Origin of the sequence: Streptomyces sp. NPDC048420 (genome assembly GCF_040651535.1) — a bacterium.
Classification (GTDB): Bacteria; Actinomycetota; Actinomycetes; order Streptomycetales; family Streptomycetaceae; genus Streptomyces.
The window spans coordinates 242,784-266,405 of the sequence record NZ_JBEZKG010000012.1 but is presented as its reverse complement, the minus strand read 5'-3'; the positions used below and the strand labels follow the sequence as shown (position 1 = coordinate 266,405).

Annotated in this window: 21 protein-coding genes and 1 tRNA gene; 8 read left to right on the top strand and 14 right to left on the bottom strand. The window is 67.6% G+C overall.

Features of this window, described 5'->3' with window-relative positions:
* Positions 1–265 precede the first annotated feature (265 nt).
* From ispD to AB0D34_RS24220, 5 genes are all read left to right on the top strand, one after another.
* Positions 266–1,018: a 2-C-methyl-D-erythritol 4-phosphate cytidylyltransferase gene (gene ispD, locus AB0D34_RS24240; RefSeq protein WP_362664629.1), complete on the top strand. Its 753-nt coding sequence runs from the start codon at positions 266–268 to the stop codon at positions 1,016–1,018.
* On the top strand, positions 1,008–1,505 hold the full coding sequence (ispF, locus tag AB0D34_RS24235; protein ID WP_362664627.1) for a 2-C-methyl-D-erythritol 2,4-cyclodiphosphate synthase: 498 nt from the start codon (positions 1,008–1,010) through the stop codon (positions 1,503–1,505). Before ispD ends, ispF begins: the two co-directional genes overlap by 11 nt.
* Positions 1,506–1,558: 53 nt before the next feature.
* Positions 1,559–2,956, top strand: coding sequence for a cysteine--tRNA ligase (gene cysS, locus AB0D34_RS24230; RefSeq protein ID WP_362664625.1), 1,398 nt, complete (start codon positions 1,559–1,561; stop codon positions 2,954–2,956).
* Between the two features lie 103 nt (positions 2,957–3,059).
* The gene (gene rlmB, locus AB0D34_RS24225; RefSeq protein ID WP_362664623.1) at positions 3,060–4,001 is read left to right on the top strand and encodes a 23S rRNA (guanosine(2251)-2'-O)-methyltransferase RlmB; all 942 of its coding nucleotides are present in this window, start codon (positions 3,060–3,062) and stop codon (positions 3,999–4,001) included.
* A 118-nt stretch (positions 4,002–4,119) separates the two neighbouring features.
* Positions 4,120–5,757: a DoxX family membrane protein gene (locus tag AB0D34_RS24220; RefSeq protein ID WP_362664621.1), complete on the top strand. Its 1,638-nt coding sequence runs from the start codon at positions 4,120–4,122 to the stop codon at positions 5,755–5,757.
* Positions 5,758–5,933: 176 nt separating this feature from the next.
* Here the strand turns inward: AB0D34_RS24220 and AB0D34_RS24215 are convergent, their stop codons facing one another.
* From AB0D34_RS24215 to AB0D34_RS24200, 4 genes are all read right to left on the bottom strand, one after another.
* Entirely contained in the window at positions 5,934–6,665 is a 732-nt protein-coding gene (locus AB0D34_RS24215; protein ID WP_362664619.1) for a nucleotidyltransferase family protein, read from the bottom strand.
* A 60-nt stretch (positions 6,666–6,725) separates the two neighbouring features.
* Positions 6,726–7,184, bottom strand: a complete 459-nt coding sequence (locus AB0D34_RS24210) for a hypothetical protein (RefSeq protein ID WP_362664617.1) — start codon at positions 7,182–7,184, stop codon at positions 6,726–6,728.
* A 225-nt stretch (positions 7,185–7,409) separates the two neighbouring features.
* Complete coding sequence (gene ugpC, locus AB0D34_RS24205) at positions 7,410–8,546, bottom strand: sn-glycerol-3-phosphate ABC transporter ATP-binding protein UgpC (RefSeq protein WP_362664615.1); 1,137 nt, start codon at positions 8,544–8,546, stop codon at positions 7,410–7,412.
* 317 nt (positions 8,547–8,863) lie between these two features.
* Entirely contained in the window at positions 8,864–10,153 is a 1,290-nt protein-coding gene (locus AB0D34_RS24200; protein ID WP_362664613.1) for an RNA-guided endonuclease TnpB family protein, read from the bottom strand.
* A 175-nt stretch (positions 10,154–10,328) separates the two neighbouring features.
* On the opposite strand from AB0D34_RS24200, the gene AB0D34_RS24195 reads away from it, so the two are divergent.
* Positions 10,329–10,404, top strand: a tRNA-Thr gene (locus AB0D34_RS24195).
* Positions 10,405–10,742: 338 nt separating this feature from the next.
* Here the strand turns inward: AB0D34_RS24195 and AB0D34_RS24190 are convergent.
* The 4 genes from AB0D34_RS24190 to AB0D34_RS24175 all read right to left on the bottom strand — a co-directional run bounded on the left by AB0D34_RS24190 (position 10,743) and on the right by AB0D34_RS24175 (position 13,787).
* Entirely contained in the window at positions 10,743–11,321 is a 579-nt protein-coding gene (locus AB0D34_RS24190; protein WP_362664611.1) for an HAD domain-containing protein, read from the bottom strand.
* Between the two features lie 31 nt (positions 11,322–11,352).
* Entirely contained in the window at positions 11,353–12,048 is a 696-nt protein-coding gene (locus AB0D34_RS24185) for a class I SAM-dependent methyltransferase (RefSeq protein WP_362664609.1), read from the bottom strand.
* The gene (locus AB0D34_RS24180; protein ID WP_362664607.1) at positions 12,049–12,960 is read right to left on the bottom strand and encodes an aminoglycoside phosphotransferase family protein; all 912 of its coding nucleotides are present in this window, start codon (positions 12,958–12,960) and stop codon (positions 12,049–12,051) included. It lies immediately after the preceding gene.
* A gap of 77 nt (positions 12,961–13,037) precedes the next feature.
* Positions 13,038–13,787, bottom strand: coding sequence for a hypothetical protein (locus tag AB0D34_RS24175; protein ID WP_362664606.1), 750 nt, complete (start codon positions 13,785–13,787; stop codon positions 13,038–13,040).
* A 226-nt stretch (positions 13,788–14,013) separates the two neighbouring features.
* Between AB0D34_RS24175 and AB0D34_RS24170 the strand changes: the two genes are divergently transcribed.
* Together AB0D34_RS24170 and AB0D34_RS24165 are read left to right on the top strand one after the other, a co-directional pair.
* Entirely contained in the window at positions 14,014–15,369 is a 1,356-nt protein-coding gene (locus AB0D34_RS24170; RefSeq protein ID WP_362664604.1) for a tetratricopeptide repeat protein, read from the top strand.
* A gap of 35 nt (positions 15,370–15,404) precedes the next feature.
* Positions 15,405–15,905: an NUDIX domain-containing protein gene (locus tag AB0D34_RS24165; protein ID WP_362664602.1), complete on the top strand. Its 501-nt coding sequence runs from the start codon at positions 15,405–15,407 to the stop codon at positions 15,903–15,905.
* A 115-nt stretch (positions 15,906–16,020) separates the two neighbouring features.
* Here the strand turns inward: AB0D34_RS24165 and AB0D34_RS24160 are convergent, their stop codons facing one another.
* From AB0D34_RS24160 to AB0D34_RS24135, 6 genes are all read right to left on the bottom strand, one after another.
* Complete coding sequence (locus AB0D34_RS24160; RefSeq protein WP_362664600.1) at positions 16,021–17,430, bottom strand: hypothetical protein; 1,410 nt, start codon at positions 17,428–17,430, stop codon at positions 16,021–16,023.
* A 2-nt stretch (positions 17,431–17,432) separates the two neighbouring features.
* Positions 17,433–19,370 carry a DUF87 domain-containing protein gene (locus AB0D34_RS24155; RefSeq protein ID WP_362664598.1) on the bottom strand — a complete coding sequence of 646 codons (1,938 nt, stop codon included), beginning with the start codon at positions 19,368–19,370 and terminating at the stop codon, positions 17,433–17,435.
* A 26-nt stretch (positions 19,371–19,396) separates the two neighbouring features.
* Positions 19,397–20,620, bottom strand: coding sequence for a DNA methyltransferase (locus AB0D34_RS24150; protein WP_362664596.1), 1,224 nt, complete (start codon positions 20,618–20,620; stop codon positions 19,397–19,399).
* 356 nt (positions 20,621–20,976) lie between these two features.
* Positions 20,977–22,044 carry an ABC transporter substrate-binding protein gene (locus AB0D34_RS24145; protein ID WP_362664595.1) on the bottom strand — a complete coding sequence of 356 codons (1,068 nt, stop codon included), beginning with the start codon at positions 22,042–22,044 and terminating at the stop codon, positions 20,977–20,979.
* A gap of 1 nt (position 22,045) precedes the next feature.
* Positions 22,046–23,119 carry a DUF4037 domain-containing protein gene (locus AB0D34_RS24140; protein ID WP_362664593.1) on the bottom strand — a complete coding sequence of 358 codons (1,074 nt, stop codon included), beginning with the start codon at positions 23,117–23,119 and terminating at the stop codon, positions 22,046–22,048.
* 19 nt (positions 23,120–23,138) lie between these two features.
* Positions 23,139–23,621 (bottom strand): GNAT family N-acetyltransferase, encoded by a 483-nt coding sequence (locus AB0D34_RS24135; RefSeq protein WP_362664591.1) that lies wholly within the window; start codon positions 23,619–23,621, stop codon positions 23,139–23,141.
* Between the last annotated feature and the right edge of the window lies 1 nt (position 23,622).

Sequence of the window (23,622 nt, the reverse complement as noted above, 5' to 3'; positions counted from 1 at the left end):
GGTTCGGCTCAGCACATTGAGAACATGAGATGCCGCGGTGCCCGATGACGTATTTCTGTCGCCGGGCGCTGCGGCATGTTCATATCTGAACACCGCACTACTTCGTACTCGACACCGTACGACGGGATGGGGTCCCCGATACTTGGCGTGCCGGGCCCGGGCAGCAGGCTCGACCGGTGTCACGGAAGGGTCCGGTCAAGGCGTCGCGCCCGGCACGCTGTCTCCGTACCCACGTTGGCCGAGCACACAAACCTGACAGGAACCGATGTCTGACGTTTCGCGCCCTACGGCCGCCGAAGCACGTACCGCGGTGGTGATTCCGGCCGCCGGAAGGGGCGTACGCCTCGGTCCGGGCGCCCCCAAAGCGCTTCGCGCGCTGAACGGCACCCCCATGCTGATCCACGCGATCCGCGCGATGGCGGCCTCCCGTGCCGTCTCCCTGGTCGTCGTCGTGGCCCCGCCCGACGGCGCCGGCGAGGTCAAGTCCCTCCTCGACGCGCACGCGCTGCCCGAGCGGACGGACTTCGTCGTCGTCCCGGGCGGCGACTCCCGCCAGGAGTCGGTGAGGCTCGGCTTGGACGCGCTCCCGCCCGACTTCGACATCGTCCTGGTCCATGACGCGGCCCGCCCGCTCGTCCCGGTCGACACCGTCGACGCGGTCATCGAGGCCGTACGGGAAGGCGCCCCCGCCGTCGTCCCGGCGCTGCCCCTCGCGGACACCGTGAAGGAGGTCGAGCCGGCCCAGGTCTCCGGTGAGCCCGAACCGGTCGTGGCCACCCCGGTCCGCGCCCGCCTGCGGGCCGTACAGACCCCGCAGGGCTTCGACCGGACCACCCTGATCCGCGCCCACGAGACGGTCACCGAGAACGTCACCGACGACGCGAGCATGGTCGAGCAGCTGGGCCTGACGGTCGTGGTCGTGCCCGGCCACGAGGAGGCCTTCAAGGTGACCCGCCCGCTGGACCTGGTCCTCGCGGAGGCGGTCCTGGCCCGCAGGAGGCTCAACGATGGCTTCTGAGTCCTTCCCGATGCCGCAGGTCGGCATCGGCACCGACATCCACGCCTTCGAGGAGGGCCGCGAGCTGTGGTGCGCGGGCCTGAAGTGGGAGGACGAGGGCCCCGGCCTGGCCGGCCACTCCGACGCGGACGTCGTCGCCCACGCCGCCTGCAACGCGCTGTTCTCGGCGGCCGGCCTCGGAGACCTGGGCCGGCACTTCGGCACCGGCCGCCCCGAATGGTCGGGTGCATCCGGCGTCACGCTGTTGACGGAGGCGGCCCGGATCGTCCGTGAGGCGGGCTTCCGGATCGGCAACATCGCCGTGCAGGTCGTAGGACCGCGCCCGAAGATCGGCAAGCGGCGGGACGAGGCGCAGAAGATCCTGTCGGAGGCGGCGGGCGCTCCGGTCTCGGTATCAGGCGCAACGACGGACGGACTCGGGTTTCCCGGCCGGGACGAGGGCCTGATGGCGGTGGCGACCGCGTTGGTGGTCAGGACCGCGAGCTGACCGTTATCCACAACCCGTCGAAGGCACCACACATCGCCCACTACCCTGGACCCGTGACTATTCGCCTGTACGACACCAGCGCCCGGCAGATCCGTGACTTCGCCCCGCTCACGCAGGGCTGTGTCTCGATCTACCTCTGTGGCGCCACCGTGCAGGCCGCCCCGCACATCGGGCACATCCGCTCCGGCCTGAACTTCGACATCATGCGCCGCTGGTTCGAGTACCGCGGCTACGACGTCACGTTCATCCGCAACGTCACCGACATCGACGACAAGATCATCACGAAGTCCCGCGACCAGGGCCGCCCCTGGTGGTCCATCGGCTACGACAACGAGCGCGCGTTCAACGAGGGCTACGACGCCCTCGGCTGCCTGCCGCCGACGTACGAACCGCGGGCCACCGGGCACGTCCCCGAGATGATCGAGATGATGCGCGGGCTCATCGAGCGGGGCCACGCCTACGAGGCCGAGGGCAACGTCTACTTCGACGTGAAGTCCTTCCCGGAGTACCTCCAGCTCTCCAACCAGGAGCTGGAGAACCTCCTCCAGCCCGCCGGCGACGGCGAGACCGGCAAGCGGGACCTGCGGGACTTCGCGCTGTGGAAGGCGACCAAGCCCGGCGAGCCCGACTGGGAGACCCCGTGGGGCCGCGGCCGCCCCGGCTGGCACCTGGAGTGCTCGGCCATGGCGCACAAGTACCTCGGCACCGCCTTCGACATCCACGGCGGCGGCCTGGACCTGATCTTCCCGCACCACGAGAACGAGATCGCCCAGGCCAAGGCCTACGGCGACGAGTTCGCCAAGTACTGGGTGCACAACGCCTGGGTCACCATGAGCGGCGAGAAGATGTCCAAGTCGCTCGGCAACAGTGTGCTGGTGAGCGAGATGGTCAAGCAGTGGCGCCCCATCGTGCTGCGCTACTACCTCGGCACCCCGCACTACCGCTCGATGATCGAGTACAGCGAGGAAGCCCTGCGCGAGGCCGAGTCGGCGTTCGCGCGGATCGAGGGCTTCGTGCAGCGGGTCGTGGAGAAGGCCGGCCCCGTCGAGCCGTCCGCCGAGGTGCCGCCCGCCTTCGCCGAGGCCATGGACGACGACCTGGGCGTCCCGCAGGCGCTCGCCATCGTGCACACCACCGTCCGGCAGGGCAACAGCGCCCTCGCGGCCGACGACAAGGAGGCCGCGGTGGCCCGCCTCGCCGAGGTGCGCGCCATGCTCGGCGTCCTCGGCCTGGACCCGCTCGACGCGCACTGGGCCGGTGACGAGAGCCGCGGCGAGGACCTGCACGGCGTGGTCGACAGCCTCGTACGCCTCGTCCTCGACCAGCGGCAGGCGGCCCGCGCCCGCAAGGACTGGGCCACCGCGGACGCCATCCGCGACCAGCTCGGCCAGGCCGGACTGACCATCGAGGACGGTCCGCAGGGGCCGCGCTGGACGCTGGGTCCCCGCTAGCCGTCTTTCTTGATCGATTGTGCCGCCCGGCCCTCCGGGCGGCACACTGCATAGACGTACGAACATTTCACCGACACAGACACCCACGCAGAACAGGTAGGTCATGGCAGCCAACAACCGCCGCATGTCCGGCAAGAAGGGCGCGCAGGTCGGCAGTGGCGGCCAGCGGCGCAAGGGCCTGGAGGGCAAGGGGCCGACCCCGCCCGCCGAGATGCGCAAGGGCCACAAGAAGAACCGAATCGCGGGTGCCCAGGCGAGGCAGGCCCTACGACGTCCCGCGCCGCGCGGCCGGGGCGGCAAGGGCACCTCGGAGATGGTCGTCGGGCGCAACCCCGTCGTCGAGGCGCTGCGCGAGGGCGTGCCCGCGGTGACGCTCTACGTCCAGCAGTTCATCGACAACGACGAGCGGGTCCGCGAGGCGCTCCAGCTCGTCGCCGACCGCGGCGGCGTCCACCTCATGGAGGCCCCCCGCCCCGAGCTCGACCGCATGACCAACGGGCTCAATCACCAGGGCCTGGTCCTCCAGGTCCCGCCGTACGAGTACGCACACCCCGAGGACCTCGCCGCTGCCGCCTACGACAACGGCGAGGACCCGCTGATCGTCGCCCTCGACGGTGTGACGGACCCCCGCAACCTGGGTGCGGTCGTCCGCTCGGTCTCCGCGTTCGGCGGCCACGGCGTGGTCGTACCGGAGCGCCGCGCGGCCGGCATGACGGCGGGCGCCTGGAAGACCTCCGCCGGCACCGCGGCCCGCACCCCGGTCGCCCGCGCGACGAACCTCACCCGCGCCCTGGAGGGCTACAAGAAGGCCGGCATCGTCGTCGTCGGCCTCGCCGCCGACGGTGAGCACGAAATCGGCGACCTGGAGGCCCTCGGCGGCCCCGTCGCCATGGTCGTCGGCAGCGAGGGCAAGGGCCTGTCCCGGCTGGTCGGCGAGACCTGCGACTTCCGGGTGCGGATCCCGATGCCGGGTGGCGCGGAGTCGTTGAACGCCGGTGTGGCGGCGGGGATCGTGCTGTATGAGGCGGCTCGTCGGCGGGGCTGAACGAGTGTTCGGCGCGGTCCCCCACTTGGGGTACTCCTGGCGTACGGGGCAACCTTGACGGGGTCCGGACAGATCCGGCGAGTCAAAGCAGTGTCCTAAACACACGTCACTCGGTTAGATGAGTGTGGACACCAGAACACCCCGCACACCCACGGGGGGCCGCTCATCGGGATTCGATTCCGGGTTCGATGACGCTCCCGCGCTGAGCATGGTGAAGGTGCCGAGCGATCCGGCGCAGATCATCGTCAACCACGCCAGCTTCCGCGTGCAGTTGGGCGCGTCGACGCGGCGCACCGCCCAACCCCAGCGGATCGCACGGCACTTGAGCGCCGCCGAGGACACCGCACGCATGCCGGCCGTCGGCGCCGCGGCGGGCAGAGCCGGTGCGGCCCAGGCCCCCGGGCGCCGCCGGGCCGTCGTGTGGAGCGGCAAGTCCGCCCCCGACGACACCGGCGCCCACCGCCTCCTCCAGGCCGTGCGGGGCGGCAGCGTCGGCCACACCGAGCCCCCCGCCGCCGACGCCGGAGCCACCCAGGTCATCCCCCGCATCGACGTCGACCACGGCTACCGGGCCGACTACGACGACGAGTTGGCGCAGACCATGGAGACGCCGGTCGTCGGCGCCCAGCGCAGCTACGACGGCGACGGCACCCGACTCCTGCCCGACATGCCGACAGTTGGCAGCGCCGACGACGAACCCGCCTACGCGGACAAGGACTTCGAGGACACCGGCCGCAGCTTCAAACGCCAGGGCGACGAACCCGCGCGGCACGCCTACTACCCGGGCCGCCGGATGAACCTCGGCGTCGTCCTCCTCCCGCTCCGGATCTTCCTCGGCTTCATCTCCATCTACGCCGGCATGGGCAAGCTCTGCGACCCCGTCTACTTCGACGGCGGCAAGCGCGGCTCCATGGTCAAGTGGCTCAACACCCTGCACCCGTGGGAAGTGGCCGAACCACTACGCCAGTTCGCCCTCCAGCACCCCGTCGGCTCCGGCCTCGTCATCGCCTTCCTCCAGGTCATCGTGGGCGTCCTCACGATCCTGGGCTGCTGGCAGCGGGTCGCCGCGGTCGTCGGCGCCGGCCTCTCCGCCGCCCTCCTCGTCACCGTCAGCTGGAAGAGCGTCCCCGCCTACGACACCCCCGACATCATCTACCTCGCCGCCTGGTCCCCGCTGATCATCGCCGGCGCCCCCGTCTACTCCATCGACGGCCGCCTCGCGGGCAGCGCCTGGCGCCGCCTCGGACCCCGCTCCGACATCTGGGAACTGCGCCGCTACGTCCTGCGCCGCGGCGCCCTCATCACCGCGATCGTGATGGGCCTGACGCTGCTCATCGGCTCGGTGCTCGGCGGAGCCGTCCGGGACGCCGACCGCGTCATCGTCCCCGGCCCCGGCGAGGCCCCCCGCAACGAACTGCCCGGCTCCCCGCTCCCGCAGGACTCCGCCAAGGCCCGCAAGAAGAGCCCGCCGCCGTCCACCGCACCCAGCCAGGGCGCCACCAGCGGCCCCTCCGCCGGCACCTCGGCAACCCCGGACGCCACCCGCTCCGGCACGGCGACCGGCGGTTCACCCAGCCAGACCCAGGGCACCACCGGCCAGACCTCACCCCAGCAGTCCTCCCCGGCCCAGCAAGCCCCCAGCACCACCTCAGGCCCGACCGGCGGCACCAGCACTTCCGGCGGCTCGACAGGCGGCTCCGACACCGGGGGCTCCTCCTCCGGCGAACCGGGCCTGGTCGGCGGCCTGTTGGGGTAGGCGGGCCGGTGGGCGACATACTGGGCAACCCCACCGGCTGAGAGACACGGCCCACGAAAAGGTCCCGCACAGAGGATGTGCGGGACCTTTTGAAACCTACGGGGAGCTGCAGGGCCTTCAGGGGCGCGGGGAACTGCGCGACCAGCCACGACGGACCCGCACCCTGAACACGACCGTCACCGCCCCAACGCAGCCAGTTCCTTCGCCGCCTCCGTCAGATCCTTCGCCGTGTCGATAGCCCGCCAGTACGCCCCCTGCGGAAGAGGGAACCCAGCCAACCGCAGCTCACGCGCCAACGTGGGGAACGTAGTCCGCTCATGATCCCCCCGCTCTGGCAACAACGCGGCGAACCCGGGCGAGAACACATACACACCGGCGTTGATCTCGAACGTCGACGGCGGCGCCTCGATGAAGTCCGTGATGTGCCCGAACCCGTCGGTCTGCACAGCCCCCCAGGGAATCCGCGGCCGCGCCAACGCGACCGTCGCCACCGCATCCCGCTCGGTGTGGAAGTCCGCCATGTCACGCAGCGAGAACCGCGTCCAGATGTCACCGTTCGTCGCGTACCACGCCTGATCCGGATGCGGCAGACGCGCGGCCGCGTACTTCAGACCGCCACCCCGCCCGAGCGGCTCCGTCTCGATGACGGTCTGCACACGCACCGGGAGATCAGCCGTCTTCAACCAGTCCTGGAGCACCTCGGCGAGATGCCCGCAGCTGACGACCACATCCGTCACGCCCTCCTCGGCGAGCCAGACAAGCTGATGGCCGATGATCGGAGTCCCCGTACCGGGGATCTCGACCATCGGCTTGGGCCGGTCGTCGGTGTAGGGACGCAACCGGGAGCCCTGGCCACCGGCCAGGATCACGGCCTGAGTGGGACGGGACGCGACGTTCGGATCGGTCATGACCGAAACTGTACGACGCGTCCCTTTCCCGACCTGTGTCGGCGCCCCCGCTCAAAGGGGTCAGCTGTGGGCCGCCGCCACACCCGTCGCGAAGGACGTGTCACAGACCGGGCGGGCGAACGACTGCGCGCGCGTGGGGCCGTACACACGCACCGCGGCACGGCCCAGGGACCTCGCGATGGAGACGCAGTGCTTCGCGAGCGACGGACGGTGGTTCACGGCCTCCTGGAGGTGTGTGAGGGCGATGCCCGGGTCCTTCTCCTGGAGCTCGGTCAGGAGCTGCTCGCGCAGCGCGTCCTGCGGGGCGAGGGGTGCGCTGCGGGGCTTGCCGTCCGAGACCGTGGCGTCCGACGCGGTGAGCACCGAGGAGGTCGAGGGATCCCCGGACCAGTTGACTCGGGTGACCGCGAGGGTCCCGGAGAGCACCAGGACGACGGGCAGGACAAGGGCGAGGGAGCGGCCGATCCGGCGGGCGGGGCCCCGGCCGCGTCGCGTCTGTTGGCTAGTGGAGTGCTTCACGCGTGTGAGGGTAGCGCGTGGTAATGATTTGGCGACATTTAGTCACCGGTTCGGGGGATGAGATAGTGCCGTTTTTTGGGTAGGGCGTTGACGCGCACTGCTCGAAATGACCGGAGTGCCGGGGTATTTGTCGACAACCCCGAGGTCTTCCGGGTGCGAGAAGGGCCCCGCAGACGCTCTGCGGGGCCCTTTTCGTCAACCTGGGTGAATTGCTGCGGTTCGTCCTCAGTCGGTGAGGCGCTCGCCCGTGGAGGTCGAGAACACGTGGGTCTCGCCCGGACGCGGCACGACGTGCAGCGTGGCGCCCTTCTCCGGGACCGCGCGACCGCTGACACGGACGACCAGGTCCTTCAGCTCGCCGTCGACCTTGGCGGACCCGTAGACGTAACCGTCGGCGCCGAGCTCCTCGACGACGTTCACGGAGACCGCGAGACCGGCCGGGGCGTCCTCGGTGTCCTTGGAGAGGGCCGTGGCGGCGGCACCGCCGTGCTCGACCACGTCGAAGTGCTCGGGGCGGACACCGACGGTGACGGTGGTGTCACCCTTGTCGGAGGCGGCCTTGAGAGCCTCGCGGTTGACGGGCACCACGCTGTTGCCGAACTTCACACCGCCGTCGGTGATCGGAACCTCGACGAGGTTCATCGCCGGGGAGCCGATGAAGCCGGCGACGAACAGGTTCGCCGGACGGTCGTACATGTTGCGCGGGGAGTCGACCTGCTGGAGCAGACCGTCCTTGAGCACGGCCACGCGGTCGCCCATCGTCATGGCCTCGACCTGGTCGTGGGTGACGTAGACGGTGGTGATGCCGAGACGGCGCTGGAGCGAGGCGATCTGCGTACGCGTCGACACACGGAGCTTGGCGTCGAGGTTGGACAGCGGCTCGTCCATGAGGAAGACCTGGGGCTCACGCACGATGGCGCGACCCATGGCGACACGCTGACGCTGACCACCGGAGAGGGCCTTCGGCTTGCGGTCCAGGTACTCGGTGAGGTCGAGGATCTTCGCGGCCTCTTCGACCTTCTGCCGGATCTCCGCCTTGTTGATGCCGGCGATCTTGAGCGCGAAGCCCATGTTGTCGGCGACCGTCATGTGCGGGTACAGCGCGTAGTTCTGGAACACCATGGCGATGTCCCGGTCCTTCGGCGGCAGGTGCGTGACGTCACGGTCACCGATGCGGATGGCACCGCCGTTGACGTCCTCGAGCCCCGCCAGCATGCGGAGCGAGGTGGACTTGCCACAGCCGGACGGGCCGACCAGGACGAGGAACTCGCCGTCCTCGATGTGGATGTCGAGACCGTCGACGGCGGGCTTCGTGGAACCCGGGTAAATACGGGTCGCCTTGTCGAACGAAACAGTGGCCATGGCTCAGAGGCCCCCTTCTACCGGCAGGAACGTGCCGGACGATCCGTTGTAGGAAGGTGGTGGTGTAGTCCACGCAGGTGGACTGAGTCAGGACGGTACCCGGCGTTCACGCGTATGTCAGTACCTATGCCCCTGTGAACTTCGCGGAAATTTTCGAACGGGGCAGAGCCACGCACTTTTGACCTCACCTCGCGGCTTCCTGCTTCATCGCCCACCGCAGGCCACGCGCAGCCCTGGTGAGCTGCGCCTGACCCGTCTTACACGGGCTCCACAGGCATTCCGGCCGACGGCCCGTCGGTCCGTACTGCGCCGATCACCTACGCGACCAGCAGACGCAAACCCTCGTCCCGAAGGTTCACGGCGGCATTCACATCACGATCATGCAGAGCCCCGCACCCGGCACACGTCCACTGCCGAACCGAGACATCCATCCTCGGACCCATGACATGACAGGCAGAACACCGCCGTGTCGAAGGGAAGAAACGGTCCACGACCACCAGCGCCCGCCCGTACCACTCGCACTTGTAGCGCAACTGCCGAAGCAACTCACCCCACGAGGCATCGACGATCGCCTGGTTCAGCTTCGCCTTCCGCCGCCGCCCCTTGCCACGCGCCGCCCGCATCAAGGTCCCGACGGACAGGTCCTCCACCACGAGCACTTGGTTCTCGCGCACGAGGCGGGTGGTGAGCTGGTTCAGCACGTCCCTGCGTACGTCACTGATCAGGGCGTAGAGCCGCGCGATCTTCTCCCTGACCTTCTGCCGGTTCTTCGATCCCCGCACCTTCCTGTGCAGCTCCCGCTGCAACCGCGCCAACCTCTCCGCGTACCGCTTCAACAACCGCGGATGATCGAACTTCGTCTCGTCGTCCAGGATGACCAGCGACGCCAGCCCGACATCCACGCCGACGGCCTTCGGCTTCCTCGTCCCCGTCACGAACACCGCAGGCAGCGGAGCTATCCGCTCCTCCACGAGCATCGACACGAAGTACCGGCCGGCCCGATCCCGCGTCACCGACAACCGCACCGGAACCTCCCCGGCAGGCAACGCCCGAGACCACCGGATGTCCAACGGCACCGACTGCTTCGCCAACGTGATCAGCCCGGTCCCCGGCCGCCCCGGATCCTCCACCCACTTGAACCCCGTCCGCACATACGTCGCCGTATCCCGCGCGCGACCCTTCTTCTTCCGCCTCGGATACCTGGCCTCACCCTTGAAGAAACGGCCGTACGCCTGATCCAGATGACGCAGAGACTGCTGAAGGACCGTCGACGACACGTCCCTCAACCACGCCGACTCCTCCTTCCGCTTCCAGCCCGTCAACGCACGACACGTCTCCGCGAACCCCACATTCACCCGATACCGCTCCCAGGCCCCCGAACGCAGCGCCAGACCCTCGTTGTAGACCCACCGACACGCCCCGAACGTCCGCCCCAGCTGCTCGGACTGCTCCTCGGTCGGATAGAAGCGGAACCGGTACAGCCGGTGACGCGTGTCGGGCGCCTTGGCGTGGGACTTCAGCGGAGTCGCCTTGCGCGTGTGGTGCTTTTGGCGGTCGCCGATGCCGAGGACCTCGCGCTTGACGCGCTCGGCCTCTGTCTCCCCCATGACCCCTCCCTGACGATCCGATCTTCGGAACAGCACGTCAGCTCGATCAACGAACGGGTGCGCGGATGGTTACGCGCAGTTTCGGGAGCGTGTGGAGTGCGGAACTTCGTGGCTTGGGGAAACAGGCTCTGTGTACAGTGGTTCAGCCTTCGTGCGTGGCACTGTGACGCACGTCGCCTCCTTAGCTCAGTCCGGCCCAGAGCGGCTGTCTTGTAAACAGCAGGTCGTCGGTTCGAATCCGACAGGGGGCTCTGAAAAGCCCAGGTCATATAGCTCGTGACCTGGGCTTTTGTGTTGCTCGGGGCCTGGCTCGTCAGGCGGGCGGGTGTCGGGATGGGGCCTGCGTGGGAGGAGTGGCCCGCGGCTACTCCTCAGGCTTCCGCTTGGGCTTCTTTCGGGCACTGGCCTGGGCGTTCGCCTCGTCATTCGGCTTGCTGCTGCCTGTCGACCTTGACCTTCTTGATGGCCTTCGCGGCTTTGCGGGCGGCCACGATCGCAGGTTCGGTTTCCACCCAGCAGAACCGGGAGCCCTGTCCTCAGCGGTGGCGATGACGATTGCCGTAGGTGCGAGATGCTTGGCTTGCCCGCTCTATGCGGCTTCCGCTTCGGACGAAGCGTCGGAAGTAGCAGGCGGTGCGATGGGCGACAGCGCGGCCCACCCCATAACCTCGACCAGATGCTCGGCCAAGAGGCCGACATGAGGATCGGGCTGAATCAGTGCGGTTGCCCGGCCGTGGGCGGTGCGTTCTGCGGCCCATTCGTGGTCGAGGGTGGTGAAGTCGTCGTCGATCCAGATGACGGGTGAGTCGCCGAGCCAGCTGTCGACGTGGTCGCGTTTCCAGAGGTAGCCGTCGGGGTGGCTGGTGGTGATCTGGAGACGCGGTAGGTCGACGTAGGGGAGGGGCGGGAGGCCGAGGAGTGGGCTGATGAGCGTGGTGGCGTCTTGGCGCCAGCTGGTGCACCAGATGGGGGCGACCAGGCCGGTTCGGATCACGTGCATGAGCAGGGGGCCGTGTGCGGGGTTGAGCCAGATGGTGACTGGGTCGTCGGTGCTGCTGCCTGTGGGAACGACATCGTGGCTGCGGTGGGTGGCCGGGGTGGTCCCATCGGCGTTGGGGAAGGGCATGAGGACGCCGTCGACGTCGAGGAGCAGGTAGGGAGGGCGCATCGGTTTCTCCCAGGGAAGCCGGGGCTGAGGGTTAGAGCTTGCGGGCGGTGATCAGCAGGGTGGTGGGCCAGCAGGCACCGTGGCGGGCGTCGTGGAACTCCTGGGCCGAGGTGAGCCAGAGGCCGGAGTAGGCGAGGTGTTTCTCCCAGCGGTCGGTGTCGAAGTCCCAGCGGGTGATGGGTAGTCGGGTGCGGTCAGGGAGGGTGACGTAGTCGCGGCAGGGTCTGTCGTGGGGGGTGGGCCGCCGACCGCGGCGTTGGGGGTGGGGGACGGAGAAGGCGAGGATCCGCCCGGGTTTGAGGTGCTGGGCGATGGCGGGTAGTAGGAGCTCGGGGGCTACCAGGCCGACGGCTCCGAAGACGGAATAGATGGCGTCGAAGTGCTCGTCGGAGGCTTGCAGGAAGTGCAGGGCGTGGCGGGCGACGAAGGTCAGATTGTTCAGCCGGCTGTAGTGAGAGCGAGCTCGGCGGACCTGGAGACCGACGAGGTCGACGCCGGTGACTTGGGCGCCGTAGCGGGTGGCGAGGTGGGCGGTGTTGTGGCCGGGGCCGCAGCCGAGTTCCAGTACTCGCCTGTGGCGTAGGTCCGGGCCGAGGATCTCGGCTCCGGGCCCTGTGCCCGGCCGGGTGGTCCACTCCATCCGTGCGGGTATGGACAGCGGCTCGGCGGGGCTGGCCGTGGTGCGTTGGAGGGCGTGGACGTACCAGGGGGAAGCCTGGGCGAGCACCTAGACCTCCAGGAGGCGCAGGACGTCGGTGAGGTGGCGGCGGACGGTCTTGATGTAGGCGGGGTCGGTGGCCGGGTCGTTGATCCATCGGATGGACTGCTCCATGAACCACTCGACGGCCCACATGCGGTGCCAGCCCAGTGCCCACTTCTCGGCGTGGAGACCGCCTCGTTCGGCGAGGGTGTCAGGGGTGCCGCCCTCGGTGACGTAGGTCTCCAGGAAGACGCGCAGCCGGACGGGGTCGGGTTCGTCGATGGTGCCGTGCCAGCTGGCGAGGTCGAGCAGGCCGGGGCCGGTGAAGGTGCGGGCGAAGTCGAGCAGTCGCCAGCCGTGTCGGCCGATGTGGAGGCTGGTGGGATGGAACTCGGAGTGCACCCAGCCGAATGGGGCCACGGCTGTATCGGCTGAGCGTTCCTCGGCGGCCTGGGCGATCTGGTCGAGCGCGTCCTCGATGTCGTCCGCGTCCTGCCACCTTTCGGTCTTGCGGAGCTGGGCGAAGTGGTCCAGGGCCCGGTTCGGCAGGCCGCGCAGCCGCTCCTGGTCGAGGACGGGGAGGGCGGAGGCTGTTCGGGTGTGGTGCAGGACCACGGCTGCGGCTGCGCCGTCGAGATCGTCGGCGTCGCGGATGGGGGTGCCGAGGTCTTCCAGCAGCATCCCGAGCCAGCCGTCGAGGACGGCGGAGGAGTGAACTGTGGGTACGGGGACACCGAGGGTGTGGGCTAGCCGGAGTGCTTGGTCCTCGCTGTCGAAGGGCTTCTTGGCGTACTTGAAGACGGCCGTGGTGCCGTCGGTGAAGGTGAGGCGTTCGACGCCGGACATGGACCACACACGTACCTCCTCGCGATGATTGGTGGTCCGGCCGGTCAGAGTGAGCAGGTGGTCGAGGAGTTCGGAGCTGGGGTTCGCGGTCATGTGGGGGCTCCCGGGAGGTCGGTGGCGTCCGGGGCGGGTGAGAAGGGCCGGCCCGCCCCGGATCCAGGGCAGTGGTGCTACGCGGCACGGCTCACGCGGTGGGCGTAGACCTGCTCGATCCATCCGGCCTTGAAGGCGGCAAGGTCGTCGCGGAAGGTGGCCATCGACGCACCGTAGGGCGCCACGACGCCGCCGGACTGGTCCGGCACGGACTGGCAGCCGTGCACCAGCCGACCGCCGAGGGCAGCGTGGGCCTTGATGGACTCGATGCGGCGGTGCTCGTTGAACCAGCCGCCGTGGTAGACCTCGTCGAGCGTCCCGCCCATCTCGTCGTCCAGGTCGAAGACGACCGAGGTGGCGGCGGGGAAGAACCAGCACGGGCCGACGTTGGAGATGTGCCCGTCCAGCTCGACCTTGTTGAGCGCCATCAGCGTGGCCGCCTCACGCAGTATCCGCAGGTGTTCGGCCGTGATCTGCGGCAGGCCGAGGCTGGCAAGGTGCTCGTCGCGGAAGAGGTAGGCGTACACCTCGTAGGCGGTGGTGAGCACGCGGGCGGCGTCCGAGATGGATTCGGCGTGGGTCTTGATGAACTCCAGCGTGAGCTGCTCGACCGCGCTCTCGGTGGTCTCCTCCACGTGCAGGAGCCGGGACTTGACAAGCTCCCAGTCGGCGACGAGCCACGTGTTCGACTCGAAGCGGAAAAAGTACTCGGCCGGGTCGATGGTGATGCGTCGGCCGTCGACCTGGACGCCGGGCAGGCGGCTCCAGCGCTCGTCGAAGGCCTGGGGCAGTACGGCCGTGATGGCCGCGGTGTCGATGGTGGTCACCGTGTCTCCGTCTCTGATCGGCCGGGTTCGGGCACAGGAGTGCCCGAACCCGGTGTAGGCATACGGAACTTCGGGGTGCCGCCCGGCCGAAGAGGGGAGCCTGGTCACGGTGTCGGACTGAGGCCGGGTGGCTGATGTTCAGTGAACCCTCTGTCACTCTCAGTGGGTACGGTGAGAGGCAGTTGAAGCGGTATACGCGGTTTACAGCTCCGAACGGGAGGCGATCGTGGCAGCGCCGAGAGGTCCTAACTCCCGTCTGCGTGATGTCATCGAGGCGATCGGCTGCACCTATGAGGCCCTGGCGAAGGAGATCCGGCGCATCGCCGCCGAGAACGGCGAGTTCCTCCAGACCAACAAGTCGGCCGTCTCCCACTGGGCGAACGGCACACGCCAGCCGACCGGACAGACCGGGCAGTACCTTGCCGAGGCCCTGTCCCGGCGGACAGGCCGCACCGTTACCTTGGTCGAGATCGGGCTCCGGGCACCGGATTCTGAGGGGGCGGACGAGCGGGATCCCGTGCTGGCCGCAACTGACCTGGGCCGCGCTGATGTCGAACGCCGCCGCTTCCTCGCAGTGGCCGCGTTCACCACTGCCGGCGTCGCCATGCCACTCGCCCACGACCATGAGGCGACTGCTCGCATGCTCCGCGCCCGCACCGGTACTTCCATGGTCGGGGCGGAGGAGGTGGATGTCGTACGCCAGATCACCGCAGCCTTCAGCGCGGCAGACGAACGCCTCGGGGGCGGTCATGGCCTGACCACGGTGACTGCCTACCTCGCCGACACCGCGGCCCCCATGCTCCGCGGGCGCTTCCCGAGCGAAGCCTTACGGCATGCGGCCTTCGGCGCTGTGGCCGAACTCGCTTACCTGGCAGGCTGGAAGCACCACGATCTCGGCCAGGAAGGCGCCGCCCAGCGCTACTACCAGGTCGGCTATCAGCTCGCCTGCGAAGCCGACCCGCACGGCCATGCGGCCTGGATGATGCGCGCCCTCGCCCACCAAGCCCTCAGCCTCAAACAGCCCCACCACTGCGTCGACCTCGTCGAAGGAGCCCTCACCCGCGGCCTGGGCCACGTCGACGGCCACACCGAGGCCCTGCTCCACATCACACACGCCCGCGCCTACGCCGCCGCAGGCGCGAAGCCCGCAGCGGCCCGCGCTCTGCTCTCTGCCGAAGACGCCCTACTGCGTGGCGACGGGCCGCAGCCCAGCTACTCCCGCGTCAGCGGCCCGGCAGCCGGCACCGTCGCCAGCCACACCGCCCGCACCCTGACCGACCTCGCCGACTACGTCGGCACCGCACAACAACATCGCGACGCTCTGGCGCGCTGGGACCCCGAGAAGTACAAGCGCGTCCACGCCCTCACCTACGCCGACCTCGGCGACAGCCTCGCCGCCCAGGCCCGAGCCGACGAGGCCGTCGCCGCCTGGTCACAGGCCCTGACTTTGATGGAGGGCATGACCTCCGACCGCACCCGCAAGGCCATCACCTCGCTCCGCTCCACCCTCGCCGTCTACCAGCGCCGCAAAGTGCCCGGAGCCACCGAACTCGCCCGCCGCGCACGCGAAGCGCTGGCCTAAGCTGCCCTCATCCGGCCGACGAAGGGACACACGCCGTGGCTCAGCGGACAACCGACGACCAGCCTAAAGCCCTGCCGCCCGCCCTCGAATCCATGACCCTGCTGGTCGCCGCCGTCATCGTCCACGACAAGGCCACCAACCGCATCGTCCTTCTCCAGCGCAGCGAGAATGCCAAGTTCGCGCAGGGCATGTGGGATCTGCCGGTGGGCAAGAGCGAACCCGGCGAGCCAATTACCGTAACCGCCGTACGCGAGCTGTACGAGGAGACGGGTCTGACCGTGAAGCCCGAGTCCTTGAAGGTCGCCCACATCATCCATGGGGCCTGGGGCGTCGAAGCTCCGAACGGCTTCCTCACCGTTGTCTTCGCTGCGCATGAATGGACTGGGGAACCTGAAAACCGTGAACCTCGCAAACATGCCCAGGTCCGGTGGGTTGACGTAGGTGCCATCCCGGCGAGCTTCGTAGAGACGACCGCCAGTGCGCTTCACCGCTACCTTGAAGAGGGTCCTGAGGTGTCACTCGATGGATGGCGATGAGGTCCTCGGGAATGTCTAGGGGATTCCTAAACAGCCTGGTCGGTCGGTTGCATGAAGGGCAGCCGAGGCGCCTATCGCTCCTCGGCCACCCTCGTCGATCGACGTACTGGGTTGACTACGTGCGGATGGTGCCGCGAGCGAAATTCTCCAGGATGCGACTGCTCGGAATCTCCGAGAGGGAGACAAGGCGATTCGCAAGCGCAACAGGAATCAAGGCGTTGTCATACATCGAGCAGCGGAGCTCCGAGACGACGGCCAGCACATTGGCGACGTTGATGTAGTCCTCGAACTTTGGATCGGACTTGTGTCCGCCGAGGGTCGGGACGGTCGCCACGTAAGTGCTGCCATCCTTCGCCTTGAAGATCATCTTTCCGCCCCAGTACGTATTCTGCCCGTACGTGATCGTCCCACCGGGATCACCGGGCACAACGTACTTGTAGATGTATTCGTTCGATAGAGGGAGTACGACACCAGCGAGGTCACCCTCGGCCTGGGCCTCTTCGAGCGCTTTGCCGAGGCTCGTCTCGATGTGTACGGCGTGCTCCACGAAAGATCCGCTCTTCTCAAGGCCCACGACGTTGAGAAGTGGAAGGACCTTGCTCTGGTCCGATGGATCACGGTACGAGGCAAGGAAGTTCGCCAGATCGCGCAGGGGCTCGGCGAGAGTGAAAACCTGACCGAAGAGAGCGAGCGGGCCGTCCTTGATGAACAAGAACTCCCGCAACAGGACCGGCTTCATCTCCCACAGCGCGTGGATCACGTGGACCAAGGCGAGAGTTTCGAGCGCGGAGAGCAGGTAGGAGGTGATTCGGCTGGCGCCTTGCTCGTCGTCGACGAGCTCATGCAGGCGCAGAACATCGGCCAAGTAGATCGGCCCGCCGCAGTTCATACACTCGGAACGGTACGGGGTGTCTGGGGTGAGCACGATCTCTTCCCGTGTGCACCCGTTGACGCTCTTGTTCGGGCAGTGTCGAAGTGCGCGCTGGACGTCCGGGGAAGTCGTCCAGCGACGGAAAAGCAGCCAGCGCAGGGTGTCGTAAAGGGACTTGTCGCCGTCGACCGGACGCGCGAGGAACTCGTGGAGCGTCAGGCGGATCGAGTCCTGGAGACCGAGCCCGTTGCGGGAGATGTTGCGCGTGGGAAGGGCAAGCTGGAATCGCTGGATCTTCTTGAGCTTGGCGAGGTCCTCGGGCGCGATGAATGTCTCATCGTCGAGCTGCCGCAGGTCGTCTAGCTTGAAGATTAGTGGGCCGAACGCGAAGAAGGTGACGGTGGCTGAGGGGAATTCGTCACGCACCAACGCCTCGCGGAAGCTGCCATCCACCGCGATGACGTGCTTGATGGTCTGGCTCGCTGGCAGTGGTACCCGGACGAGTAGATCTTGGACGGTCTCCGTGTCAGCAGGTCGCGGGATGGTGCACTCGGCCAAGAGGCTCTTGACTTCCTCCGAGGCGATGATGTTGGTGTGCGAGATCTTGCTGGCACGTTCCATGGGCTTACGCCCGTGCACGCTGGAGTAGGCCATGCTCAGACCCCCGCTACCTTGAACGGGTCGACCTGGATCGGCACGATGAACGTGTTCGAGTCGGTCTTGAGGCGAATGAATCCCTTGTCGGTGGTACGCCGCAGGCTCTCCGTGAAGTCCTCGAAGTCGTAAAATTTGTCGAGCTCGCGCAGCTCGTCGCGGTTGTTCAGATGTGAGACGAACCAGTTCTGGGTGTTCTTCAGAATGCTGCCGGAGATCGAGCTGACCTCCTGCGTCGCGTAGCACAGGCCGAGTCGGAGCTTCTGCCCCTCCTTGGCGATGCGGTTGTAGATCTGGGTGAGGTCCTTGTCGTCCTTGCGGGGGAAGAGGTTGTGGGCCTCCTCGAAGTACATCTGGATGAAGTTCGTCTGTTCGTTGTTGATGAACCGGTCCATTGCCTCGTTGAAGATCTTGCGCGAGACGCGGTCGGAGTAGGTGCGCTGGATATCAGGGTTGCCCTGGGAGAGGTCCAGAATCACGATCTTGCCAGCACGGAGCAAGCCCACGATCTCGTCGTCGAACGGGTTCGCGACGGTATCCGTGTGCAGCATCTTGTGTTTCATAAGCTTGCGGAAGCCCGCCTCGTTGGCGTTGCCACCGGGCTTGGCCTTACGAGTCAGGAAGCGCATAAGCGTCTGGGTGTCCTCGTCGGCCCAGTCGCGCCCTTTCTTCTGGCGCTTCAGGGTCTGGAAGGGTCCCTGGGCTTCGGCGTAGTTCTCCCACGCAGCTGTGAACCACGCGATGGCGTCGTCGAGGGAGATCCCCTTGCTTGGGTCGACTCCGTCGAGCCCGGGGATGCCACTGCCCATGATTACGGCGTTTGACTGGAACTTGATCGGTGCCCCGCCGTTGCTGTAGCCAGCGGCTTTCAGGCACGCCTGGTAAGCGGCCTTCTTGACGCCGTAGCGCGTGGTGGCTGATCGATCCTCAGGGTCGGGCTCGGTCCAGTCGATTGAGCAGAACGCACGGGTGTAAGTGCTCGAGTCGTCGTCGAGCAGGCCGGCCAGTAGCGAGTGACCTTCCGCGATTGAGCGATGGAAGTTCAGCTTCATGACCTTGAAGCCAGGCTTCCCGAGAACGCTGTAGCGGGTGACGTCGTTTGGGTACTGCTGGAAGATGGCAGTGCCGTCATCCTGCTGGTTGGCGTTGGCGTACTCGCCGTTGATGTCGAAGATGATCTGACCGACGGGGAGAATCTCCTCGTCTTTGATCTTCACGCCTGATCCGGAGATCCCGACCGTGGCCTGGATGATCTTCTTGACGGAGTTGGACTTGCCGGTGCGGGTCATGCCGAACAGGGCGGTTCGCTTGCCAAGGAAGTCCAAGGCGGATACGTAGACCGGGACCTCATCGCCGGTGTGGTGGCGGAGGCTGGAGCTGTAGCGGATCCGGCCGATTCGCTCGTCGCCTTTACCTCCAGGTATGCCCTGCTCGCGGAAGTTGACGATGTACTCGAGGACGTTGCCGCGAGGCTTGACGACGCGGTAATTGTGCGGGGCGTAGAAGTTGTCCAGGTCGCCGGCGAAGCGAGTAGTGCGGGTCTCGTCCCGATAGAAGGTGCCGATTACGCGGCACTCGAGACCCGAGAACTGGAATTCGGACCGGGTGTAGGAGTCGAGCGGGGTGCCGCTGTCGTCTCGAGGGGCTTCCTTGTAGTGGTCGACCATGGCCATCACCATGTCGTCGTCGGTCGGCAGCTTGGTGGGGCGCAAGACCCGCAGCAGGATGGCCTCATCTATGCCAGCTTCACCAGTGTAGAGCGCGAGGAGGAAGGCGCCGGCGGGAACACCACCGACGCTCTGCTTCCACTTGTCATTGCTCATCAAGCGCAGGCGGTCGAAGTCGAGGTAGAAGGGCCGGCCGACGAAGGCGTCTTCCTTGCGGCTCTCCGCGAAGAGATCGACGCTGGCGAGCTGCTTGAGCTCCTCGAGCATGGTCATGTTGCGGTTCCCCCTCTTGTGAGGTCCTAGCTGCGCGCGTTCGCGAACGACAACTTCTGTGCCCAGGACGGCGGGACGACGTCCGGGAGCTTCTGAGGTGTGGGGCTGAGTAGCAGAAGCCGGTCTACCTTGGTGGCCCGACCGCTGTTGTTCTTCCAGATGCGGCTCACCTTGCGGTCCTGAGGGATCTCATCGGCGATGATCCCGTGCAGGTGCCAGCCCTGGTCGTGCAGTACCTCGTCCCAGACGGCTTGGGCGAGGTTTAGGTCGTCGTCACCGCGGCGGACATCCCCGATCACGAAGCACAGGTAGCCGTCCTCGGCGATGACGTGCCTAAGGTTCGCCGAGACCGACTTCATGAACTCCATGTATCGAGTGAGTGAGGCAGAGGCCATGAGCCGCTGGTCGACATCGGAGGATGTCTCGCCCAGGAACCAGAGTCGGACCCAGTTGTACTTGCCGTACTTGATCACCTGCAGGTACGGGGGGGACGTGAAGATCAGCTTCGGACGTCGCTGGACGAGCCATGATGGTGCTGTTGTCGTGGCATCGTGGGCCCAGCTCTTGCCGCCCTCCCGCTTGGCGGTCGGCAGATCCAGGCGCTCCAGCCGATTCCGTAGCATGGCAAAGACATCGACCTCAGGTCGTACGAGGCCGTGCTCCTTGATGTACTTCGCCACGTAACCAGGGGACATCGCGAACGTGTTCGGCATGCTGATGGAGAAGCCCTGCGGGCCGGACTTGTTGTGGTTCGCGTGGAGCATCCCCAGGATCGTGGCGATCCAGAAGCAGTCGGTGTCGTTCGTCCGATCCAGCCGTTCCTTGAGCCAAACCAGCTGCCGCAGCGTCGTCTTGCTGTAGAGCATGGAGATGTTGGCGGGTTCGTCGGCGATCGACACGGCATGCGGCGAATAGCTGCCCTCGAGATCAGCGAGGCGCTTGAGCAGGGCGCGCTTGCTCGGCACCCGCGTCTTGGCCTGCGAGAGGACCACTGCCAGCGGGTTGGCGTCGCTGCCGTATCCGCGACGCCCCTGGAGAACAGCTTGGAGCGGTACGGTCCCGCGACCGGAGAACGGGTCATAGACGGACTCGCCTGGCTGGGTGAGCCAGTCGATGAAGAAGTGTGCCAACTGAGGCGGGAACATGGCGAAATAGCTGCACAGACTGTGCAGCGGATGGCCCCATCGCCGAGGGGCAGCGCGCCACTGTAGCGGGAGGTCCTGGATTTGGTAGCTAGCGGAGACGCCCATGCCTCTGATCATGTAGTACTGGTGCAGTCGCAGGCCAGTACGGCTCCCGACCCGAGTCAACTTGATGCTAGCTTGCGGTACTTCGGTAACGCGGAGAGTCTGCAAAAACAGTTGGCGAAGGTGAGGGCTGCCGCCGCCCCGCACCTCATCGAGACGGCTGTCTTGCGTGAGCGCTGCGTGAGCGGACGATGAAGCAGAGGCCGTCACGAGCGGGATCGGCCATCAGACTGAACGTCGCTGACCAGTTAAAACTGGACCGTCGAGTATCACCAGGACGCAGCCGTCATGATCGTGCAAGTCCTCGTACTGCGTAGGTCGTCGGTTCGAATCCGACAGGGGGCTCCATCGACCCCAGGTCAGACACTCTCTGACCTGGGGTTTTGGCTTGTGTGGAGGACTCGGAAGCGATCCGGCGCCCCCGGATCCCGGTCCACGACCTGGATGGGTGGCCGGGTCCACTGCCAGACGCCGACGCCGGGTGTGCGGGAGAAGCGGATCTCGCCGCGGGTGCCCTCCACCGTGATGTGGGGCCAGGACGCGGCGATGCGGGGGCGGTGCGGGCCGTGGGTGCGGAGCAGGGCGGTCAGGACCAGGATCGTGTCGTAGCCCTCGAAGGCGACGAAGGACGGGGGTTCGGGGAGGTGGTCGCGGAGGGTCTTCTCGACTCGGGTGGCGAGGGGGCCGAGGTGCTCGGGGAGGTAGCGGAGGAAGGGGATCTCCGTGCCGTCCTTGCCCAGTAGTGCGGACCAGGCGGTGAACTCCGGCTGGCCGGCCGGGGCGCCGATCAGCAGGTCGGTGAGGCGCTGGTCCTGGCGGATGGACCTGACGAGGGGGACCGCCGGTTCCGGGAAGCCGGTGAGGAGGAGTAGGGCCGTCGCGCGGTGGTCGACGAGTTCGTCGCACAGGGCCGTGCGGGCGTCGAGTTCGGTCACGGTGAGGTGGTCGCGGAGGATGCGGACCCCCGAGGCCCAGTACACGCTCGGTTCGGTCGCCACGGCGATGCGGCGGTGGCCCGCATCGAGGAGGAAGTCGGCGTAGGTCTGCCAGCCGCGGGACTGGGGTGGGGAGAGGCGTGCGACCCAGTTCGTCGGGTGCTCGGTGAGGGTGTCGAGGACGGCGGATGAGCACAGGTACGGGAGTCCGAGGGCGTCGGCTGTGGTGGCGGCGGCGCGGGCGGCGACGCTGTGGTACTCGCCGGCGAGGGCGGTCACGCCCAGGGCCGCGAGTTCGTTCACGGCTGCCGTGGCCCGTCCCGGATCGGCGGCCGTGTCCCGGACCACCAGTTCCAGTGGTCTTCCGTGGATCCCGCCGGTGTCGTTGACCTCGTCGACTGCCAGTTGGAGTCCGGCGAGGAGGTGTCGGCCCGCCTGGACCCAGCCGGGCGGGGTCAGGGGTGCGAGGGCGCCGATCAGGATGGCGTTCATGTCAGGCCCGTTCTGGTCGTGGCTTGCGCAGGTTCTCCGGCTCGGTGTCCGTGGGGCCGGGGAGGGGCAGGTCTCGGATCGCACGGTCCGCCACGCGGTCCATCAGCGCCTCCGCGAAGCGGTCCGCGCGCAGGACGCGGTAGGGGCGGGAGTGGTACGGCCTCGTTGTCGGGTCGACCCGGTCGGTGAGGCCGAGCTGGTTGTGCAGGCCGGCGACTGTTTCGTAGGCCGCGGCGAGATGGTGCTCGCGGTCGTGCCAGTCGGTGGCCGCGAGGGCCGCTGTGAGGATCGGGGTGAGGCGGTCGGCCGCCGAGGTGCGGGCGAAGGCGCTGCCGAGCCATTTGCTGTACGGGGGGTAGCGGCGGTCCATGAGGAGGCACAGGCGCATGAGGTCGCGGGTGAGGCGGGCGGCGACGACGGCTGAGCCGAGTTCGTCGCCGACCTCGCCGCAGCGGCCGACGAAGGCTTCCTCGTGGGCGATGCGTTGCCACTGGCAGGCCAGGACGTAGAGCCACAGGTCGTGGGGGTACCAGCGCAGGGCGGTGCGGGCGGGGGCGAGGGCGTGCAGGCCGTCGTGGAAGACGGCGCCGGCGGTGACTTCGGCGAGGTGCTGGGTGGGGGTGCCGAGCCAGTCGGCGGGGGTGATGGTGGCTGTGGGGTCGAAGCCGAGGGTGTGGGTGAACCAGGAGGAGACGTGGGTGACTTCGACGCGGTGGTGGACGGGGCCGTCGGTGGCTTCCATGACGCGGATGCCGCGGGTCTCGCCGGTGGGGGCGAAGTTGGTGGGGTAGCCGTGGAAGGTCTTCGGGAGGTGTTCGGCGAGGACGTGTCTGATGCGGCCGGCGTGGCGGGAGACGTCCCGGGGGCGGAGGAAGACCTGGAGTCGGGGGCCCCATTCGTGGTCGGCGGAGCGGGGGGTGTCGTAGCCGAGGACTTCGGAGCCGGGGCCGATGCGGGCGGCGGAGTGCGGGATGCCGGGGGCGGCCTCTTCGAGTAAGGGGCCGACGGCTTCGGCGTAGAAGCGGCGGGAGAGTTCGAGGCCGGGGAGGAAGGTGGGTGTGTGGGTGACGCTCATGTCGGTGAGCCGTGCCCATTCAGTGGGCGGGCATGCGTGAGACCTTCACGAGGGCTTCGTCGGTGAGGCGGTACACGGTCCATTCGTTCTGGGGGTGGGCGCCGAGGGAGTCGTAGAAGGAGATTGCGGGGGTGTTCCAGTTCAGGACGGACCATTCGAGGCGTTGGTAGCCGCGTTCGACGCAGATGCGGGCGAGTTCGGTGAGGAGGGCCTTGCCGTGGCCGCCGCCGCGGGCGGTCGGGCGGACGTAGAGGTCTTCCAGGTAGATGCCGTGGACTCCGCGCCAGGTGGAGAAGTTGAGGAACCAGATGGCGTAGCCGATGACGGTGTCCGTGGCGTCGGTCGCCACGTGGGCGTAGGCGGCGGGGCGGGAGCCGAAGAGAGCTTCGTGGAGTTGCTCCTCGGTCGCCTTTGCCTCCTCCAACGCCTTTTCGTAGTCGGCGAGTTCGCGGATGAGGGCGTGGATGACGGGGACGTCGGCGGGGGTGGCGGGGCGGATCACG